18 protein-coding genes, 1 pseudogene and 1 riboswitch are annotated in these 18,982 nt (G+C 70.5%); of the genes and pseudogenes, 10 read left to right on the top strand and 9 right to left on the bottom strand.

Going from position 1 to position 18,982, the window contains the following annotated elements:
• The first annotated feature begins 19 nt into the window (after positions 1-19).
• Entirely contained in the window at positions 20-835 is an 816-nt protein-coding gene (locus MQP27_RS50025) for an HAD family hydrolase (protein ID WP_242779098.1), read from the top strand.
• A 19-nt stretch (positions 836-854) separates the two neighbouring features.
• Here the strand turns inward: MQP27_RS50025 and MQP27_RS50020 are convergent, their stop codons facing one another.
• The 3 genes from MQP27_RS50020 to MQP27_RS50010 form a co-directional block, all read right to left on the bottom strand.
• Positions 855-1,337, bottom strand: coding sequence for a transglycosylase SLT domain-containing protein (locus tag MQP27_RS50020; protein WP_242779096.1), 483 nt, complete (start codon positions 1,335-1,337; stop codon positions 855-857).
• A gap of 5 nt (positions 1,338-1,342) precedes the next feature.
• Positions 1,343-1,534, bottom strand: a riboswitch (cyclic di-AMP (ydaO/yuaA leader).
• A gap of 256 nt (positions 1,535-1,790) precedes the next feature.
• The gene (locus MQP27_RS50015) at positions 1,791-3,833 is read right to left on the bottom strand and encodes a CocE/NonD family hydrolase (RefSeq protein ID WP_242779094.1); all 2,043 of its coding nucleotides are present in this window, start codon (positions 3,831-3,833) and stop codon (positions 1,791-1,793) included.
• Positions 3,834-3,852: 19 nt separating this feature from the next.
• Positions 3,853-5,355 (bottom strand): peptide MFS transporter, encoded by a 1,503-nt coding sequence (locus MQP27_RS50010; protein ID WP_242779092.1) that lies wholly within the window; start codon positions 5,353-5,355, stop codon positions 3,853-3,855.
• Positions 5,356-5,584: 229 nt separating this feature from the next.
• On the opposite strand from MQP27_RS50010, the gene MQP27_RS50005 reads away from it, so the two are divergent.
• From MQP27_RS50005 to MQP27_RS49985, 5 genes are all read left to right on the top strand, one after another.
• The gene (locus MQP27_RS50005) at positions 5,585-6,595 is read left to right on the top strand and encodes a polyprenyl synthetase family protein (protein ID WP_242779090.1); all 1,011 of its coding nucleotides are present in this window, start codon (positions 5,585-5,587) and stop codon (positions 6,593-6,595) included.
• Positions 6,596-6,736: 141 nt separating this feature from the next.
• Positions 6,737-7,747 carry a CHRD domain-containing protein gene (locus tag MQP27_RS50000; RefSeq protein ID WP_242779088.1) on the top strand — a complete coding sequence of 337 codons (1,011 nt, stop codon included), beginning with the start codon at positions 6,737-6,739 and terminating at the stop codon, positions 7,745-7,747.
• A gap of 268 nt (positions 7,748-8,015) precedes the next feature.
• Positions 8,016-9,239: a LolA family protein gene (locus MQP27_RS49995; RefSeq protein WP_242779072.1), complete on the top strand. Its 1,224-nt coding sequence runs from the start codon at positions 8,016-8,018 to the stop codon at positions 9,237-9,239.
• A gap of 118 nt (positions 9,240-9,357) precedes the next feature.
• Positions 9,358-10,338, top strand: a complete 981-nt coding sequence (locus MQP27_RS49990) for an ABC transporter ATP-binding protein (RefSeq protein ID WP_242779070.1) — start codon at positions 9,358-9,360, stop codon at positions 10,336-10,338.
• Positions 10,325-11,242, top strand: a complete 918-nt coding sequence (locus MQP27_RS49985) for an ABC transporter permease (protein ID WP_242779067.1) — start codon at positions 10,325-10,327, stop codon at positions 11,240-11,242. The genes MQP27_RS49990 and MQP27_RS49985 overlap by 14 nt, the downstream gene beginning before the upstream one ends.
• Before the next feature lie 3 nt (positions 11,243-11,245).
• On the opposite strand, the gene MQP27_RS49980 is transcribed toward MQP27_RS49985, so the two are convergent.
• Together MQP27_RS49980 and MQP27_RS49975 are read right to left on the bottom strand one after the other, a co-directional pair.
• Entirely contained in the window at positions 11,246-11,833 is a 588-nt protein-coding gene (locus tag MQP27_RS49980; protein WP_242779065.1) for a flavodoxin family protein, read from the bottom strand.
• 151 nt (positions 11,834-11,984) lie between these two features.
• Positions 11,985-12,506, bottom strand: a complete 522-nt coding sequence (locus MQP27_RS49975) for a DUF6668 family protein (RefSeq protein ID WP_242779062.1) — start codon at positions 12,504-12,506, stop codon at positions 11,985-11,987.
• Positions 12,507-12,737: 231 nt separating this feature from the next.
• Between MQP27_RS49975 and MQP27_RS49970 the strand changes: the two genes are divergently transcribed.
• Entirely contained in the window at positions 12,738-14,156 is a 1,419-nt protein-coding gene (locus tag MQP27_RS49970; RefSeq protein ID WP_242779059.1) for a tetratricopeptide repeat protein, read from the top strand.
• Positions 14,157-14,183: 27 nt separating this feature from the next.
• Here the strand turns inward: MQP27_RS49970 and MQP27_RS49965 are convergent, their stop codons facing one another.
• From MQP27_RS49965 to MQP27_RS49955, 3 genes are all read right to left on the bottom strand, one after another.
• Positions 14,184-14,660 carry a VOC family protein gene (locus MQP27_RS49965; RefSeq protein ID WP_242779056.1) on the bottom strand — a complete coding sequence of 159 codons (477 nt, stop codon included), beginning with the start codon at positions 14,658-14,660 and terminating at the stop codon, positions 14,184-14,186.
• Between the two features lie 40 nt (positions 14,661-14,700).
• Positions 14,701-15,594, bottom strand: a complete 894-nt coding sequence (rarD, locus tag MQP27_RS49960) for an EamA family transporter RarD (RefSeq protein ID WP_278197462.1) — start codon at positions 15,592-15,594, stop codon at positions 14,701-14,703.
• Between the two features lie 231 nt (positions 15,595-15,825).
• Positions 15,826-16,680: an SDR family oxidoreductase gene (locus MQP27_RS49955; protein ID WP_242779050.1), complete on the bottom strand. Its 855-nt coding sequence runs from the start codon at positions 16,678-16,680 to the stop codon at positions 15,826-15,828.
• A gap of 92 nt (positions 16,681-16,772) precedes the next feature.
• Here MQP27_RS49955 and MQP27_RS49950 point away from each other — a divergent pair, with 92 nt between their 5' ends.
• The 3 genes from MQP27_RS49950 to MQP27_RS49940 all read left to right on the top strand — a co-directional run bounded on the left by MQP27_RS49950 (position 16,773) and on the right by MQP27_RS49940 (position 18,515).
• Positions 16,773-17,183, top strand: coding sequence for a winged helix-turn-helix transcriptional regulator (locus MQP27_RS49950; RefSeq protein ID WP_242779047.1), 411 nt, complete (start codon positions 16,773-16,775; stop codon positions 17,181-17,183).
• Between the two features lie 179 nt (positions 17,184-17,362).
• Positions 17,363-18,004, top strand: a complete 642-nt coding sequence (locus tag MQP27_RS49945) for a DUF6082 family protein (RefSeq protein ID WP_308290101.1) — start codon at positions 17,363-17,365, stop codon at positions 18,002-18,004.
• 274 nt (positions 18,005-18,278) lie between these two features.
• Positions 18,279-18,515: a hypothetical protein gene (locus tag MQP27_RS49940; RefSeq protein ID WP_242779212.1), complete on the top strand. Its 237-nt coding sequence runs from the start codon at positions 18,279-18,281 to the stop codon at positions 18,513-18,515.
• A 73-nt stretch (positions 18,516-18,588) separates the two neighbouring features.
• Here the strand turns inward: MQP27_RS49940 and MQP27_RS49935 are convergent.
• Positions 18,589-18,982: pseudogene (locus MQP27_RS49935) on the bottom strand (2-oxoacid:ferredoxin oxidoreductase subunit beta); the annotation flags it as partial.

The raw sequence follows: 18,982 nt of genomic DNA, 5'->3' as shown, positions 1-18,982 counted from the left end.
CTGTCCGTATTCTCTGATCATGGCCGCACCCACCGCATATGCACTCGTCGCCACAGACCTGGACGGCACGCTGCTCAGAGGCGACGACACGCTCTCCGACCGGTCCCTCGCCGCCCTCGCGCGCGTCGCGGAGGCGGGTGCCCGGCACCTGGTCGTGACGGGCCGGCCGGCCCCCAGAGTGCGGCCGCTCCTGGACGACCTCGGCAGCAGGGGGCTCGCGGTGTGCGGGCAGGGCGCGCAGGTGTACGACGCCGGCGCGGACCGTCTGCTGTGGTCGGTCACCCTGGACCGGGAGCTGGCCGAGACCGCGCTCGGCAAGATCGAGGCCGAGGTGGGCCAGGTGTACGCGGCCGTCGACCAGGACGGCGTCGACGGGCTCACGCTCATCGAACCCGGCTACCTGATGCCGCACCCGACCCTGCCCGCGGTCCGCGTCAGCCGCCGCGACGACCTGTGGTGCGAGCCCATCAGCAAGGTGCTGCTGCGCCATCCCGACCTGTCCGACGACGAGTTGGCGGCGACGGCGCGCGCGGTGGTCGGTTCCCTCGCCACCGTCACCATGTCGGGCCCCGGGACCGTCGAACTCCAGCCATGCGGCATCACCAAGGCGACCGGCCTCGCGCTCGCCGCCGAACACCTGGGCCTGGGCCCGCACGAGACGATCGCCTTCGGGGACATGCCCAACGACATCCCGATGTTCGACTGGGCCGCGCACGGCGTCGCCATGGCCAACGCCCATCCCGAACTCAAGTCGGTGGCCGACGAGATCACCCTGTCGAACGAGGACGACGGCATCGCCGTCGTCCTCGAAGCACTCTTCCCGCAGGCCCGGTAGCGACAGGCCCGCCGGCGGCCTAGTAGGCGCCCCAGACGTTGTCGATCGAGCCGTACCGCTGGGCCGCGTAGTTGCAGGCGGCGGTGATGTTGGCGACCGGGTCGTACGGGTCGTACGAGGTGCCGGAGACGTGGTACGCGGCGAAGGTCGGGTCGATGACCTGCAGCAGGCCCTTCGACGGGGTGCCCGCGAGCGCGTTGGAGTCCCAGTTGTTGATGGCGTACGGGTTGCCCGAGGACTCGCGGATCACGTTGCGGTAGATGCCGTCGTACGAGCCGGGGATGCCGTGCTGCGCCATGACCTGGAGGGAGGCGCGGATCCAGCCGTCGAGGGTGTTCGAGTAGCCCAGCGAGGTGGCGGTCACGGTCGTCGTGGTGGCCGCGGAGGCGCTGGTCGCGCCGATGACCGGGAGGGCGAGGACGGTGGCGCCGAGGCTCACGACGGCGAGCTTGCGGGCGATGCGGGAGCGGCGCGGGCGGCGGTGCTGAGCGGCAGCGGACATGACGGGGTTCCTCTCCGTCGCCTGCGAGGTGAGCTGTCGGGTTCGGGCGGGAGATGCCCGGCCGCGCCGCCGCGAGGCGACACGACTTCACCCCAAGCCGGTCCGGAATGTCCGAAGACGCCCCGACCCGGCGACTTACCTGGGTCCCCCGCTCCTGCCCGTACGTTCTCGGTGGATGGCTCGGGCGGTGGCAGGATTCGGCGTCCGCCCGACAGGCCGGGAACGTATGCGAGAGCACATGTCCGGAACAAGTGCCGGATTCACAGAACACCCCTATTGACCTTGCTCTGAGCCGTATGGGGCACTTGATCCTTTGCTGTCGCCAAGCCTCAACTGGCGTACCGGAAAAGGCGGATCAGGTGAAATGCGGCGGAATGCGGATCATGGTCCGGCGTGAGCCAACTCACTGGCGTCCACAAGAGTGGCAAATCGGGCAATGCCCTCAACTCGCCGTCAACCGGCCGTCCGTGGAATCCGCTTCTCCCAGGTCCGATGGAAGACGACCTCGCCACCCTCCGAGCAAACAACCTCATTTGAGGTCAAAAAGGACTCCGCGTCGCAGGTGATCTCGGAGCGCGTGCGGATCGTCGTCTCCCAGGGCAGATCCGGCCGGTGCAACCGGATCGACCAGTCGGAACGGGTGCGGGCCGACAGCGGATCGCCCTCCTGGACCGTGTACGTCTCCAGCGCGTCCTCGGTGAACTCCAGACCGTCGGGGTACACGCGCGTGGCGCCGTACCGCGGATCGACCTCCAGCCGCCACTCGCCCTTGGCGACGTCCCGCACCACCAGCCGCTCGGGCCGCGGTTCGTCCAGCGTGACGGGGTAGTTGACGCCGAGCGGCTCGTACTGCTCCGGCTCCTCGAAGGTGATCGCCGGTTCCTCCGACGCACGCGCGCGTACGGGCAGTTCCAGCGAACTGCCCGCCGGGTCCAGCGTGAACCCGGCCGCCGACTCCGGCTGCGGCCAGATCCACGGCCAGTACGCGGAGGAGACGGCGACACGGAGCCGGTGCCCGGCCGGGAAGGCGTGCCCGATGCCGTTCAGTTCGAACTCGACGTCCTCGGTGTCGCCGGGCGTCCAGGGGACGGCCCTGTCCCGCCCGTGCCGTGCGGAGAGGTTCAGCGCGCCGCGCGTGACGAGGGTCGACGAGCCGTCCGGCGCGACGTCGCACAGACGGGCGACGACTTGTCCGCGTGGCGCCCGGGAGGTCAGCCGCAGCCGGACCCTGGGCCGTCCCAGCACCCAGGTCTCCTCGGCGACCTCGAAGTCGAAGCAGGCCGAGCGGGCGTCCTCGTCGCGCTGGTCGGGCGGGAGGTCGGCGTCGTTGCCGAAGGGGAAGAAGCGGCCGGCGTCGAGGCCGGTGTGCTGGGGGGAGCGGACGGCGACGGGCTCAGTGCTATGTGACATAGTACTGCCAGTGGTATGTGACATAGCACTGTCCCGGAATTCCAATGAAACGCCCGTGACCTGCGGCGACGGCCACCGAAGCTCCCCCACCCACCTCCCCGGCAACTCCCCGTACACCGTCGCCGGCGCATGCGAGTCGCTGACGTAGGCCCGTAGCAGCGGCTCCCGCATCGCCCCCGAATCGACTCCCTTCAGCCAGTGGTCCCACCACCGCAGCGTCTCCTGCAGGAACCCGATCGCCGGCCCCGGCGGCAGCCCCCGGTCCGGGTACTGGTGCGACCAGGGGCCGATCAGGCCCCGTACCCGGTCGGCCGGAAGGTGTTCCACCAGCCGCAGCACCGTGTCGCGGTACGGGTCGTGCCAGCCGCCCACCGCGAGGACGGCCGCCTGGACGGCGTCGTAATCCTCGCAGACGCTGCCGTGCCGCCAGTACTCGTCCCGGGTCTGGTGCTCCAGCCAGGTGTGGACGAACGGGTCGACGGTCTCCAGGCGCTTGAGCCACATGTCCCGCCAGACCGGGCCGACGTACAGCGGATCCGGCGGGCGGCAGACGAAGGCGAGCATGGTCGCCGCCCACGCGTGCATGTCGACGGCGAGGACGGAACCTCCCATGTAGTGCACGTCGTTGTCATAGCGGTCGTCCGTGGAGCAGACCGTGACGATCGCCTTGAGCGGCTCGGGCGCGAGGGCCGCGATCTGGAGGGAGTTGAAGCCGCCCCAGGAGATGCCGAACATGCCCACCCTGCCGTTGCACCAGGGCTGCTCCGCGAGCCAGTTGACCACGGCGACCCCGTCGGCGAGCTCGGTCGCCGAGTACTCGTCGCCGGGCATGCCCTCGCTGTTGCCGTGCCCGCGGATGTCGACGCGCACGGAGGCGTAGCCGTGGCCGGCGTACCAGGGGTGGCGCTGGTGGTCGCGGGGGGCGGTCCAGTCGCTCAGGCGGTACGGGAGGTACTCCAGGAGCGCCGGTACGGGCTCGTCGGTCAGCGGGCGCCACACGCGCGCGTACAGCAGGGTCTGGTCCGGCAGGGGGATCCAGAGGTCCTCGTGGGTCGTGTCGTAGGGGAGGGAGGTACGGATGTGCATGGGCGGGACCCCGTTGGCTTCAGCGGACCGGGTGCATCGTGCGGCGCAGCCAGGGCGCCGCGGCCGTCACCGCGAGGCCCGCGGCCACCGCGATCGCGCCGTTGACGCCGAAGTAGGCGGGCTTGGAGACGTCGTCGTAGAGCTTCACCGTCTGGGCCTGGATGCCGTTGGCGAGGGCCAGGGACAGGAACCAGAGGGACATGGTCTGGCTGGAGAAGGCGGCCGGGGCGAGTTTGGTGGTGGCCGACATGCCGGAGGTCTCCAGCAGGATGTCGCCGAGGCCGAGCAGGAAGTACGAGCCCACGATCCACCAGGCCGACATCAGGTAGTCGTCGTTCGCGTGCCCGGAGGTCGGCAGGACCATCAGCAGGAAGGACAGCCCGCCGAGTACGACGCCGATCGCGATCTTGTTGGAGGCGTGCGGCTGGCGGCGGCCCATGCGCACCCACAGAGCGGCGACGACGGGCGCGAGGCCGACCTCGAAGGCGCCCAGCGCGGAGGCGTACCAGCTGGCGGGGAAGTCGAAGCCGAGGATGGTCGTCTCGGCGTTCGAGGCGGCCAGCAGCATCATCGTCGAGTAGGCCTGGAAGAGGATGAAGTTGAAGACCGTGGAGGCGAGGAAGAGCACGATGTACGGCCGCAGCCGGCCGCGTTCTTCGGGGGTCACGCGGGGGCTGGCGAACATCACCGCGAAGTAGACCACCGGGGCGATCACGGAGATCAGCGTGAGCAGGTCGACGAAGCGGCCCATGGTCAGCCAGCCTGCTGCTGCCAGCAGGGCGGCGATCACGGCCACGGCGGCCGTACCGGCCACGATCAGGCGGACCGCCCGGCGCATGGCGGCCGGGGCGAGCGCGAACTCCGCGGTGTGCTTGCGCCCGGCCAGGTGACGGCGACCGGCGACGTACTGGACCAGCCCGAACGTCATGCCGATCGCGGCCGCCGAGAAACCCCAGTGCCAGCCCTTGTGGTCGCCGAGCCAGCCGGTGATCAGCGGGCCCGCGAAGGCGCCGATGTTGATCGCCATGTAGTAGAGCGCGAAGCCCGCGTCCCGGCGCTCGTCGTCGGTCCGGTACAGCTTGCCGACCATGGTGGCGACGTTGGGCTTGAGCAGCCCCGTGCCCGCGCTGATGAGACCGAGGCCCACCCAGGTCATCGCCTGGGTCGGCAGCGCCATCGCGTAGTGGCCGCAGGCGATCAGGATGCCGCCCCACAGGACCGCGCGGTACGAGCCGAGGATGCGGTCGGCGAGCCAGCCGCCGGCGACGGAGACCAGGTAGACGAGGGTGCCGTAGGCCGCGGAGACGGAGGCGGCGGTGCCGGCCGCCATGCCCATGCCGCCGTGGGCGACGGTGTCGGCGAAGTACAGCACCAGGATGGCCTGCATGCCGAGGAACGAGAAGCGTTCCCAGACCTCCAGGCCGGAGAGGGTGAGCAGACCCTTGGGCTGGCCGAAGAAGGCGTGATCGTCCTCGGGGGGCGGCTGGCTTCCGGGCTCGACGTCGACTTCGGTTCGGGACACAGGCGACGGCTTCCCTCCAGGTGGAACAAGTGGACAGATCAAGTCGATAAATATCCGTTGTTATCAGGTGATCAGAAACATACCGGGCGTGATCCGATACCGCCCCTGCTGGACGGGCGGGCGGCATCGGTGATCGAAAGGTGACCGGATACGCTGACTTGAGTGATGGCAGCGACCTATCGACAAACCGCGTAACCGCCAGTAGACACCAGCAGACAGGAGACCCCTCGTGACCGTCGTCGGGCCGTTCGGGCTGAGCGTGCGGGACCAGGCTCTGGAAGCCGATGTCCAGGCCGGATTGGCGGCCGTCGAGGAGGGACTGCTCGAAGCCACCAAGAGCGAGGTCCCCTTCATCACGGAGGCCGCGCAGCACTTGGTACGGGCGGGTGGAAAGCGGTTCCGTCCGCTCCTCGTGATGCTCGCCGCCCAGTTCGGGGACCCGTATGCCCCCGGAGTGGTGCCCTCGGCCGTGGTCGTGGAGCTGACCCACCTCGCGACGCTGTACCACGACGACGTCATGGACGAGGCCGCCGTGCGCCGCGGGGTCGACAGCGCCAACACCCGCTGGGGCAACTCGGTCGCGGTCCTCACCGGCGACTTCCTCTTCGCGCGCGCCTCGCACATCCTGGCCGACCTCGGTCCGGAGGCGGTACGGGTGCAGGCCGAGGCGTTCGAACGGCTGGTCACCGGCCAGATCCTGGAGACGGCGGGCCCGCAGGACGGCCGCGACCCGGTCGACCACTACCTGGACGTGCTCGGCGGCAAGACGGGCTCACTGGTGGCCGTGTCGTGCCGGTTCGGCGCGATGATGTCGGGCGCCGACGAGACGGTCGTGGACGTGCTCACCCAGTACGGCGAGCGGCTCGGGGTCGCCTTCCAGCTCGCCGACGACGTCCTGGACATCGCCTCCGACTCGCACGAGTCCGGCAAGACGCCGGGCACGGACCTGCGCGAGGGCATCCCGACGCTGCCGGTGCTGCGGCTGCGCGAGCGGGCGGCGCGGCTGGGGCTGGCCGAGGACCTCGCGCTGTGCGAGCTGCTGGACTCCGACCTCACCGACGACGCGCGGCACGCCGAGGCGCTGGCCGGGCTGCGGGCGCACCCCGCGCTGGAGCAGGCGCGCCGGGACACCGTCCGGTACGCCGAGGACGCGCGGTCCGCGCTGGCCCCGCTGCCCGAGTGCGACGCCAAGCTCTCGCTGATGGAGATGTGCGACGCGGTGGTGCACCGGGCCGGCTGAGCCTCGTACCACCTTCTGGGGCATGTGACGCACGTCACCACCCTGGACTGAGTCCAATCCAAGATTGATTCCGTACTCGTACTCGGAAGGCCGGCGCAGGGGGTGCCGGCCGAGCTACGGGGAGACAAAAGAATCATGGGCATGAACGCGACGTTCTCGAAGCGCCGTAAGAGCCTGATCGTCACCGCTGTCGCGGTGGCCGCCGCCGGAGGCATCGCCGCCGCGGTGGTACCCGCCTTCGCGGCCTCCGGCACCCGCGCCGACCACGCGGGGCACGCCGGCACGAGTGACCGGACCATCGTCAGCCAGAGCGGGACCGTCTCCGGCGGCACCGGGGGAACCCTGCTCGCGACCAGCCTGCGTGGCGCCAACGAGGTTCCGGTGGCGGGCGGTCCGGCCGTGGGCGACAAGGACGGCGCCGCGCTGGAGTTCATCAAGGTCAAGGGCGACAAGGTCTCCGTCGCCGTGACCTGGCGCGGCACCGGCAAGCCGACCATGCTCCACATCCACCAGGGCGCCAAGGGCACCAACGGCGGCGTCAAGGTCGACTTCAGCAAGCTGCTGGAGAAGAGCCGGCGGCACAGCGTCACCGGCACGGTCCAGGTGAAGGACCAGGCGCTGCTCGACGCGTTGAAGTCCGACCCCGGATCCTTCTACGCCAACCTGCACACGGCCGAGTTCCCGGGCGGCGCCGTCCGCGGCCAGCTCCACAAGGTCACCGTCGCCGCCTTCGACTTCCGCGACGCCTTCGACAACTTCCAGGCGTCCGTGGTCAAGGGCAAGCAGATCTACGAGTGCAAGCCGGCCGACGGCGGCGGTTACGCCTTCGCCCAGCGGGACGTCAGCGCCCTGCTCGGCGGCGGCATCCAGCACTCGTTCGTCAAGCCCAACTCCGGTACGCCGCAGTGGGTCGCGCCCGACGGCAGCGCCGTCACCGGCGCCCTCCTGTCCAAGACCCCGAACGGGGACGGCAACATCCCGGAGCTCGACCTGAAGGCCACGCAGCCCGGCAAGCACCACGGCCTTCTCGCGGGCACCGCGGAGATCCTGCGCCTGAACACCGTCGGCGGAGTCGCGCCTTCGGGCACCTGCTCGCCGGGCACCGTCGTCGGCGTGCCCTACCGGGCGGACTACGTGTTCGTGCAGGGCTGAGACAGGAGTTGACACAGGCTCCACCGGGCGGCGCCTTCCCGCACACGACCCCTACGGGTCGGGGGAGGCGCCGCCCTCTCACGTCATACCCCAGGAGTACACCGAGTTGCCTCCGCGGTCTGACGCTTCCTCCTGGCCGATTTGGTCAACTGGAAACCACGGAAAACACCACTCCTCACCGATTCGGGTGAGAATGGCGGCTGGGGTGGAAGACGAGTGCAGGCAGACGAAGTTGGAAGCCGCCGCCGACGACGGAGGTAGCGCACACATGGCACCGTACGAATCCGACGACAGCACGAGCGCCGGGGAGGCCGACGACCTGCACCCCGGTCGACGCAAGGCCGCGCGGTACGTCGTCCCGGTCGCGGTGGTGGGGGTGGCGGCTGCGACCATCGGGCTCGTCCCGGCACTCGCCGACTCCGGCGACCCGGACCTGCCGAAGATCAGCGCGCAGCAACTCATCGAGAAGATCGCCAAGTCGGACGTGCAGCAGATGTCCGGCACGGTGAAGGTAACCACGGACCTGGGCCTGCCCGACCTCGGCGGCCTGGAGAGCAGCCTGACGTCCGGGGCCGCCCGCGGCTCCGGGGACGGATCCTCCGCCGACCCCTCCACCAAGCTCACCGAACTGGCCACCGGCACGCACACCCTGCGCGTCGCCGCCGACGGCCCGGACAAGCAGAAGCTGTCCCTGCTGGAGAACGCGGCGGAGTACAGCCTCATCCACAACGGCAAGGACGTCTGGGGCTACGACAGCCAGTCGAACGAGGTCTACCACTCGACGGTCGCCGACAGCGCCGACGCCAAGCAGAAGCAGGACGAGACCCCGGCCACGCCGGACCAGCTCGCCAAGGACGCCCTGAAGGCGGTCGACGACACCACCTCGGTCACCGTCCAGGGCACCGCCCAGGTCGCGGGCCGGGACGCGTACCGGCTGGTCATCAAGCCGAAGGACAGCGGCTCGACGGTCGGTCAGATCACCGTCGCGGTCGACTCCAGGACCGGTCTGCCGCTGAAGTTCACGCTGACCCCGGCGAGCGGCGGCGCGGCCGTGATCGACGCGGGCTTCACCCAGATCAGCTTCTCGAAGCCGTCCGCGTCGACCTTCGACTTCAAGACGCCCAAGGGCGCGAAGGTCACCGAGGACGACCGGAGCGACCACGCCGACGGCAGTCTCAAGGGCGCCGACAAGGGCGCCAAGTCCGACGAGGACCTCGGCAAGGGCCTCGACGGCCTGAACGTCATCGGCGAGGGCTGGGACTCCATCGCCACCTTCGACACCGGCGGCCAGGGCGTCCCGTCCGGCTCCGAGGCCGGCGGCGGCGCCTTCGGCGGCTTCCTGGACTCGCTGGGCGACAAGGTCTCGGGCAAGTTCGGCTCGGGCACGATCTTCAAGACCCGCCTGATCAACGCCCTGATCACCGACGACGGCAAGGTCTACGTCGGCGCGGTGGACAAGGCCGCACTGGTGAAGGCGGCGAACGCGGGCTGAGACGGGGCCGGCGTGATCCGCCGGACCCGACCCGGCCGGGAACCTTGCGGGACGGCCATTCGTAGTCACTGTGAGTAGTCGTCATGTGAGGGTGTACGAGCACGAATCGAGGGTGCCGATGGACGAGCCGTCCGCCACGGAGCCGGACCGGGAGCGGGAGGACGCGGGGGAGAGCGTGATCGCCACCCGCGCCCTCACCAAGCGCTACCGCGGCGGACAGCTCGCCGTCGACGGCCTCGACCTGACCGTCCCGGCGGGCAGCGTCTTCGGCTTCCTCGGCCCGAACGGCTCGGGCAAGACCACCACCATCCGCATGCTGATGGGCCTGATCGAGCCCACGTCCGGTACGGCACGCGTACTCGGCCGCCCCATGCCCCGCGCCGCCCGCGCGGTCCTCCCGCACGTGGGCGCCCTGATCGAGGGCCCCGCCCTGTACGGCTTCCTCTCCGGCCGCGACAACCTCCTGCGTTACGACGCCGCGGACCCGACCTCCGACCCCCGCACCCGGCGTGCCCGCGTCGCCGCGGCACTGGACCGGGTGGGCCTGACGGCGGCGGCCACCAAGAAGGCCAAGGCCTACTCCCTGGGCATGAAACAACGCCTGGGCCTGGCCGCCGCCCTCCTGCAGCCCCGCAGACTCCTGGTCCTGGACGAGCCGACCAACGGCCTGGACCCCCAGGGCATGCGCGAAATCCGCTCCCTGGTCCGCGAGTTGGCCTCCGACGGCACGACGGTCTTCCTCTCCTCCCACCTCTTGGACGAGATCGAACAGGTCTGCACCCACGCAGCGGTGATGGCCCAGGGCCGCCTGATCACCCAGGGCCCGGTGAGCGACCTGGCGGCAGGCACCCGGGGCCGCCTGATCGTCACGACGCCGGACCCGGGAGAGGCGGCCCGGGTCCTGAAGGAACAGGGCGCGAGCGATGTGGTGACCGAGGACGACAAGGTGACGGCCGAGCCCCCGGACCGCGACCTGGCGGACGTCAACGCCGCGTTGGTGTCGGCGGGTGTCCGGGTCCGAGGCTTCGGTCTGCAACGAGCCTCACTGGAAGACGCGTTCGTGGCGCTGACGGGGGAGGGCTTCGATGTCGCCGGTTGAGCTGAAGGCTATTAAGGGGCGCGGGGAACTGCGCGCTCAACCCCCACTACCCGTCACCCGCCGAACAACCCTCCGCGGCACCCTCTTCGGCAACGAACTACTCACAACGTTCCGCCGCTGGCGCACCTTGGCCCTGCTGGCCGTACTCGCAGCGGTCCCCATCCTGGTCGGCATCGCGGTGAAGATCGAAACCAGCGACGGCTCACAGGCAGGCCCCGGCGGCGGCGACGGTGGCCCGGCCTTCATCTCCCAGATCACCAACAACGGCCTGTTCCTGGTCTTCACCGCCCTCGCCGCCACCCTCCCCTTCTTCCTCCCGATGGCGATCGGCGTCATCGCGGGAGACGCGATAGCCGGCGAGGCAAACGCCGGCACCCTCCGCTACCTCCTGGTCGCCCCCGCAGGCCGCACCCGCCTCCTGCTCACCAAGTACGCGACGGTGCTGACGTTCTGCCTGGTGGCAACCCTCGTCGTGGCGATCTCGGCCCTGACAGTGGGAGCGATCCTCTTCCCACTCGGCGACCTGACGACGATCTCCGGCACACAGATCAGCTTCACCGACGGCCTGGGCCGAGCGTTCCTCATCGCCCTGGTGGTCGCCGCGTCGCTGACCGGCACAGCGGCTCTCGGCCTGTTCGTCTCGACGCTCACCAACAGCGGTATCGCGGCGATGGCGACGACCGTCGGCCTGCTGATCACCGTCCAGATCCTCGACCAGATACCCCAACTGCACGCGATACAGCCGTACTTCTTCTCCCACTACTGGCTGTCCTTCGCCGACCTGATGCGCGACCCGGTCTACTGGGACGACCTCACCAAGAACCTCGGCCTACAGGCGCTGTACGCCGCGGTGTTCGGCTCGGCGGCCTGGGCACGGTTCACGGCGAAGGACATCACGGCGTAGTACTCAGCCGGCCTGGTGCGGGAACCGGGCGAGCGGCGCGTCCTGGGCGAAGAAGGTCTTGGCGCGGGCCAACGCCTCGGTGTCGTCGAGCACGTCCCCACGCCGGCTGCCGTTGCCGAGCAGCACCCCGCCGAACCGCATCCCCATATAGGCGGCCGAGTTGTTGAGGGTGCCGACCAGCGGGTCGGCGACGCTCGGCTCCGCGTCGGCGAGGGCGGCGACGCCCCACAGGGTGCGGCCTGCGAGGGTCGCCTTGAAGTCGATGCCGGGGGTGCGCAGCCAGCCCGACCAGTAGTCGAGGTAGCGCTTGGTGAGGCCGGAGACGGAGTACCAGTACACGGGGGAGGCGATCACGATGTCGGTGGCCGCGAGGGTGGCGTCGAGGAACAGCGCCGGGGTGCTCCCGGTCGGCGGCTGCACATGGTCGCTGTCGCGCCGCAGGTCCACGAAGTCCGGCAGTGGGTGCTCGGCCAGGCTGAGCCACTGCTGCTCGACGTCCGCGGGCAACTGCTCGGCGGCCCGGCGGGCCAGCAGTTCGGTGTTGCCCTCGGCGCGGCTGCTGCCGAGGACGAACAGGAAGCGGCGGGTCATGACATCTCCCCAGGATGTTGGGCACGGGATGTTAAGCGCGCGACGATTACTCGCATCTGCATTATATGCGTACGCATCTAATAGTCCAGGGGTGCACAGGGAAGGGAGGGAAAGGGGGCAACGTGAGGGCGCTCCAGTGCGTCGGCGCTGCTCAGCCGTGCCGCTCGCCGGCCCCCGTGAGGCGGGCCAGCGGCTCTGTCCCCCGGGGCAGACGCCCGCCGAGGTCGCCGAGGCGCCAGTCGGGTACCCAGGGCACGCGGTACACGTCGATGACCGACGCGAGCTGCCGTACGTGACGGTCGAGCGGCTTCGGCAGCCGGCCCGGCGCGTCCGCGACCAGCACCAGGGCGTCGAGGTCGAGCCCGGCCGGGGCCTCCCCGAGCCGGAACGCTTCGAGGGCGCGAGCGGCGGCGGTCAGACCGGAGGCGTGCGTGCGGGCGACGAGCAGAACCGAGCGCGGGGCGTCGGGGCCGGGCCAGTCGCGGCCGCTGTCGTGGCCGCCGTACACCGCGGCGAGGGTGGAGACGCCGGCGCCGCCGTGGGTGCCGACCCAGGAGTAGCGCCGGGCGGCGGCCGCGGTCGCCGGGTGCGCGGGCTCGCGCGGCCCGGGTCCCGGCGCGGCGACCGGACCACGGAGCCAGATCTCCGGTCCCTGCTGCACGTCCCTGCGCATGCCCGCTCTCCTCCCTCGTCACGCCCGCCGAACCCGGTGCGGCATCCGCTCCTGGGACGAGTCTGTGACGCCACGGTGACGTGAGAACCGGGAGCGACCGGAGAGACTCAACAGTACGTGTACGACCGGATCTTGATGTCGGGGGAGCGGAAACCCGGCGGCGGGAGGGAGCACCATGGAACCCGAAGGCGCCGTCCGCCGCACTGCCGACGCATCCGAGTGAGGGAAGCGATGTCTCGACTCAGCCGCGAGAAGAAGCGGGAAGAGAAGCCCGCCGCACAGCCGGCGGCGCTCGTGGCCGCGCCGATCGACGTCCGCGTCCTCGCCGACGGGCCGCGCGCGGGCGACGCGACGGTGGGCGGCGTACCGGTCCCGGCGGTCCCCGGCGAGGAGATCCAGCAGACGGTCCTGAACCACCTCCACCGCATCGCCCTGGCGACGGGCCACCCGGTCCGGGCGATGATCCACGACGAACGGATCGGTTACGTCGTACCACTGGAGGTGGGCGCGGACGGCGGGAGCTCGTTCGCGGGGGAGCCCGTGAGGATGCCTCCTCCGCCGGTGGAGCCGGAGAGCGCGCCGGGGCTGCCCGCGGGGCCGACGGGCGCGACCGGGGGCGAGACCGGCCCCGGCGAGCCCGGCGAGGCGCCGGTGCCGGCCGCCGTGCCCGAGGACGCGCCGCGGTTCGACAAGCCCACGCAGGTCATGCGGTCGGTCGCGGAGCCGGTGCGGGACAGCGCGCCCACCTTCCCGTTGCGGGCGGTGTCCGAGCCGCAGCCGCTCGGGGAGAACGTGCCGACGTTCCGGTTCCGGGCGCTGCCGGCACCGCCCCAGGACCGCGCTCCCGGCACCGTCGCGCCGCCCCAGGGTGAGTTCGGACCACCGCCGGTGATGGACGCCGTACCGCCGCGACCGGCACTGGAGGCCGGGCCCACGCTCCCACCCGGTCCCGACCGCACGGCCGCACCCGAACCGGCCGCCACACCCGAACCGGCCGCCGCCCCCACCCCCGAATCCACCCTCCGCCCTCAGACCACCACCAGCCGCCCCACGTCCTCCGCCTCCACCTCCTCCGCCCCTCCGGCCCCCCTCGCCTTCCCCACCGAGCCCGAACCCGACCCGAAGCACACTCCCGCCCGCGGGTTCGACGCCGTCGCCGAGGCCGTGCTCGGGGACGAGCCGCCGACCGGCCCCGGGTTTCTCGCGGAGCCCATGGGGCGGATCAACGAGGCCGTGAAGGCGGGCCGGATAGACGAGGCGGCCGGAGTGGCCGAACGTACCGTCGGGGAGGCCATGGCCGTCCTCGGGACCGAGCACGCCGAGGTGCTGCGGCTGCGTGAACTCAGCGCGTACATCGCCTACTTGGCCGGGGAGCCCGTCCGCGCCTTCCGGCTCTCGCTCGACCTCGCCCGGATCCACCGCCGCACCGGCGACGCGGAGGCGGCGTACGGCAACGTCCAGAGCGCGGCCTCCGCCTGGCGCGCCGTGCGGGACCCCCGCCAGGGCCTGGACCTGGGCCGCGACCTGATCGCCCTGTGGACCGAACTCACCACCGAGGACGGCCCGGCCGCCGAGGACATCGAACGCCTGGACTCGGCCCGGACCCGCATGGACCGACTCACGGAACGCGCCCGCAAGTCGGCCCAGTAGCAGTCAGCAGTCCCTTGTAGCCGCGGCCTACTGCACGCAGAACTCGTTCCCCTCCGGATCGGCCATGACCACCCACTCCCCGCCCTGCTCCCGCACCCGCCGCAGCACACCCGCTCCGAGCCCCTCCAACCGCTCGACCTCCTCGTCCCGCCGCTCGGCGCCGGGATGCAGATCCAGATGCAGCCGGTTCTTGACGGTCTTCGCCTCGGGCACCCGCTGGAACAGCAGCCGCCGCCCCAGCCCGGTCCCACTGCCTTCGTCGTACGGATCGTCCGGATGCCGTACGGCGATGAGGTCCCGGAAGGCCGGGCGGCCGTGGAAGTCGACGGTGCCCTCGGCGGGCACGACCCCGGCCTCCAGCAGCCGCCGTACGAGTGCGCTGTTGTCCTCGACGGTGTAGTGCAGCGCGGCGGCCCAGAAGTCGGCCTGGGCGTGCGGGTCGGCGGAGTCGACGACGAGTTTCCAGTGCAGGGGTGTGGGCGCGGCGGCGGGTGTCTCGGTCATGCCTCCACTATTCAGCAGGGGTCTGACATTCCCGGCGCGCTCAGACGTCCACGGATGTCGATGCCGTGGCCGAGGTCGAGACCCGCGGCAGCCCCACCTCGGCCCGCACCTGCCGCGCCGCCCGCCACGCGTCGGCCGTCAGCAGGCACAGCGCGGCCCACACCAGGGCGAACCCGGCCCACCGCTCGGCCGGCATCGCCTCGTGGAAGTACAGCACCCCGAGCATGAACTGGAACATCGGCGCCAGATACTGCAGCAGCCCGAGCGTCGACAGCGGCACCCGGATCGCCGCGGCCCCGAAGCACACCAGCGGCAGCGCCGTCACCACCCCGGTCGCGGCGAGCAGCAGCGCATGCCCCGTCCCCTCGGTCGCGAAGGTGAGGTCGCCGCGCGAGTTCAGCCACACCAGGTACCCGAGGGCCGGCAGGAACTGGATCGCGGTCTCCGCGGCCAGCGACTCGATCCCGCCGAGGTTGACCTTCTTCTTCACCAGTCCGTACGTGGCGAAGGAGAAGGCGAGCACGAGGGAGATCCACGGGGGCTGCCCGTACCCGACGGTCAGTACGACCACCGCGGCGAAGCCGATGCCCACCGCCGCCCACTGGACGGGCCGCAGCCGTTCCTTCAGCAGGAGCACGCCCATGGCGATGGTGACCAGCGGGTTGATGAAGTACCCGAGCGAGGCCTCCACCACGTGCCCGTGGTTCACGGACCAGATGTAGACGCCCCAGTTGACGGTGATGACGCCCGCGGCCACCGCGACCAGCGCCAGCCGCCGGGGTTGCCGCAGCAGCTCGCCGGCCCAGGCCCAGCGCCGTACGAAGAGAAGCGCGACGCCCACGAAGGCGAGCGACCAGACCATGCGATGGGCGAGGATCTCGACCGCGCCGGCGGGCTTGAGCAACGGCCAGAAGAGCGGTACCAGCCCCCACATGCCGTATGCCGCGAAGCCGTTCAGCAGACCTATTCGCCGCTCACCCTTCGACTCCCCGGTCACGGGCACCTCCGTCTCGCCTCTTCGCGCCTGATCGCACACGCGTGCAGGCACGAAGGTAACGCCGAGCACCCCTGGCTGTCATGCCCGTATCGCTATACGGTCATGACAGTCAGGGGTGACGGATCGATCCCCCGGGGCCGAAGGCCGGCCAACCGGAATTTCCGCTGGTCAGGCCTTGACGGCCGCGGTGATCGCGTCGGCGAGCGGCGTGGTCGGCCGGCCGATCAGCCGGGACAGGTCGCCGCTGGAGACGACCAGCTCGCCCTTCTCGATGGAGGCGTCGACGCCCGCGAAGACGGCGGCGAGCGGCGCGGGCAGCCCGGCGCCGGTGAGAATGCCGGTGTAGGCCTCGGCGGAGACGGGGCTGTAGGCGATCTCCCTGCCGGTCTGCTTGCTCAGCTCGGCCGCGTACTCGGCGAAGCTCCACGCCTCGTCGCCGCCGAGCTCGTACGTCTGGTTCTCGTGTCCCTCGCCGGTCAGTACGGCGACCGCGGCGGCCGCGTAGTCGGCGCGCGAGGCGGAGGAGACGCGGCCGTCGCCGGCGGCCTGGACGACGGCGCCGTGCTCCAGGACGGGGGCCAGGTTCTCGGTGTAGTTCTCGTGGTACCAGCCGTTGCGCAGGAGGGTGTAGGGCACGCCGGAGGCGAGGAGGGCCTCCTCCGTGCCGCGGTGGTCGTCGACGAGGGCGGCCGTCAGGGTGCCGGGGGCGCTGGTGTAGGCGAGCAGCGCGACGCCCGCCGCCTTGGCGGCCTCGATGACGACCTTGTGCTGGCCGACGCGGCCCTTGTCGAACTCGTTGCCCGAGATGAGCAGCACCTTGTCGCCCGCGGAGAAGAGGGTGTCGAAGGTCTCGGGGGCGTTGTAGTCGGCGACGGCGAGCTTGACGCCGCGGGCGGCGAAGTCGGCGGCCTTCGACTCGTCCCGTACGACGGCCGTTATCTGCTCCGCCGGAACCTTCTCCAGCAGCTGCTCGACGACGTGACGGCCGAGGTGGCCGGTGGCTCCGGTGACGACGATGCTCATGATCTGCGATCTCCTTGTGGGGTGCGGATGCCACTAACCCTATGGGATGCGCTAACTCTGCGAAAGTACCCACTTTGAAGTAAGGTACTGGCATGGCCGTAAGTGAGGAGCCGGCAGCCGTCGGCAAGTACGACACGGGTGACGGCGAGGCGATGTGCCCGTACCGCCTGGTCCTCGAACACGTCACCAGCCGCTGGGGCGTCCTGGTCCTGATCGAACTCCTGGACCGTCCGTACCGCTTCAGCGAACTGCGCCGGGCGATCGGCAGGGTCAGCGAGAAGATGCTCACGCAGACTCTCCAGACCCTGGAACGAGACGGCCTGGTCCACCGCGACGCGAAGCCGGTCATCCCGCCCCGGGTGGACTACTCCCTCACCGACCTGGGCCGCGAGGCGGCGGAACAGGTGCGGGGGCTGGCGGAATGGACGCAGAAGCGGATGGGTGCGGTGCAGGAGGCGCGGGAGGGGTACGACGCGCGGAAAGCGGGGGCTGAGCAGGGATGACGCGCAGGATCCGGTCCGCCTGAAGGAATGTGGACGGCGCCAGGGGGCACACATATGTCAGGGCGTTGGTTGACATGAGCGGAACGTCCATCCATGCGCCCCCTCTCCGCCTCCCGCGCCGACTTGAGCCACCGGGCACGCTGGATGCGGAGCACTTGCCCACCGTGCGTCGCCCCGCGATGCCACCGCATGGCGCATGGTCACCGGATCCAGGGGGATGCCTTGACATGGCCACACAGACTCCGGCCGCCCGTAGTAGGAGTATCGGTTCTGCTGTTACGGCGGGACTCGGCCTGATGCGAGCCCTCTTCGCCCGGCGCTCCCGTCGGCGGCGCCAGGAGGACATCCTGCTGGAGTTGCTCGGTCAGCTCAGGGTCATGACCGAGGAGATCCATCGCGCGAACCTGATCCAGCAGTACCGCCTCACCCTGGACCAGATGGACCGCGCGATCGACGACCCGACGCTGGCGGATGCGGGGAGCACGCTCACAGGTCTGTCCGAGGCGAAGCGACGTCAGATGATTTTCGCCAACCGGGAGTTCGGAAACCTTCTCCTGGGGCATCGGGTCGGAGTGCACACCTGGGACGAGCTCGTGGGTCATCTCCGCGTGCTGTGCCGCAACAAGCTTTTCGCCGAGTACTGGGACCGAACGATGGAGCACCGCAGGTCCCTGCCCGTGGACTCGACGGAGGCGCGGGTCGGCTCGATCGTCGACTTGATGATCGAGGAACTCGCCGACGACCCGGAGGAGTGGTGGATCGTGGGCCGGCCTGGCCCGGATACGACAGCCTCGGGGCCCGCCCCGAATGGGCCGTTTTAGTCAATTACGCACTGTCGACTTGCCGATTTGGTCACAGCAAGTTACTTATTTCTGTGAAATGTGGCAGGCTGTAGTCGTCAGCCGAGTGTGGTGGGACGCTGCCGCGACGCGGAGGGCTCCCGGACCCTTCGGTCGGCATTTTCAGATCCAGTGGTCCTTCTCCGCTGTGTGCTGATCCTGCATGGTCGCTCGGCGGACACCCGTGTGCCGCCACACCGACGTGTCCGGGCGGCCCGGGGCGAGAAGGGGGTGCACAGAGGGAGCACAGGTGTCCTTGAGCGTCGTCCGCCGTCTCGGAGATCCACCCAAGCTGCGAGGCAGCGCAACGATGGAGACGTGCCCGGACCTCTTCGAACTGAGCGACGGTAGTTTCGCGGTGATCGGCACCGACCGGACCGAAGAGCTGGACGCGCTGCTGCCGGAGGACGCCGCCCGCGCCGACTACGAGCGCATCGTCGTCATCGATCGCGAGACCCTGCTCCGCGCCAAGCGCGACATCCCCGACGCCTGACGCCCTGACGCGCCAAGGGCCCGGATGCCGTACGCATCCGGGCCCTTCGTGTGTCCGAGGGCGGTCGGTTCGGTCAGCCCACAACCGTCCAGGTATCCCCACCCGCCAGCAACGCCGCCAGGTCGCCCTTCCCGTTCTGTTCGATCGCCGCATCCAGCTGGTCCGCCATCTGCGTGTCGTACACCGGCCGGTCCACGGACCGCAGTACGCCGATCGGCGTGTGGTGGAGGGTGTCCGGGTCGGCCAGGCGGGAGAGGGCGAAGGCGGTTGTCGGGGAGGCGGCGTGGGCGTCGTGGACCAGGATCTGAGACTCGTTGTCCGGCGTCACGTCGACCACCTTCAGGTCACCCGTGACCGCATCCCGGACCACCCCCCGAGAACCGTCCGCACCGAAGCGGATCGGCTGCCCGTGGTCCAGGCGGATCACCGCCTCCTCCGCCTGCTGCTTGTCCTTCAGGGCTTCGAAA

Origin of the sequence: Streptomyces cylindrosporus, assembly GCF_022698165.1 — a bacterium.
GTDB classification, from domain to species: Bacteria; Actinomycetota; Actinomycetes; order Streptomycetales; family Streptomycetaceae; genus Streptomyces; species Streptomyces cylindrosporus.
This window is presented reverse-complemented; position numbering and strand designations above follow the sequence as displayed.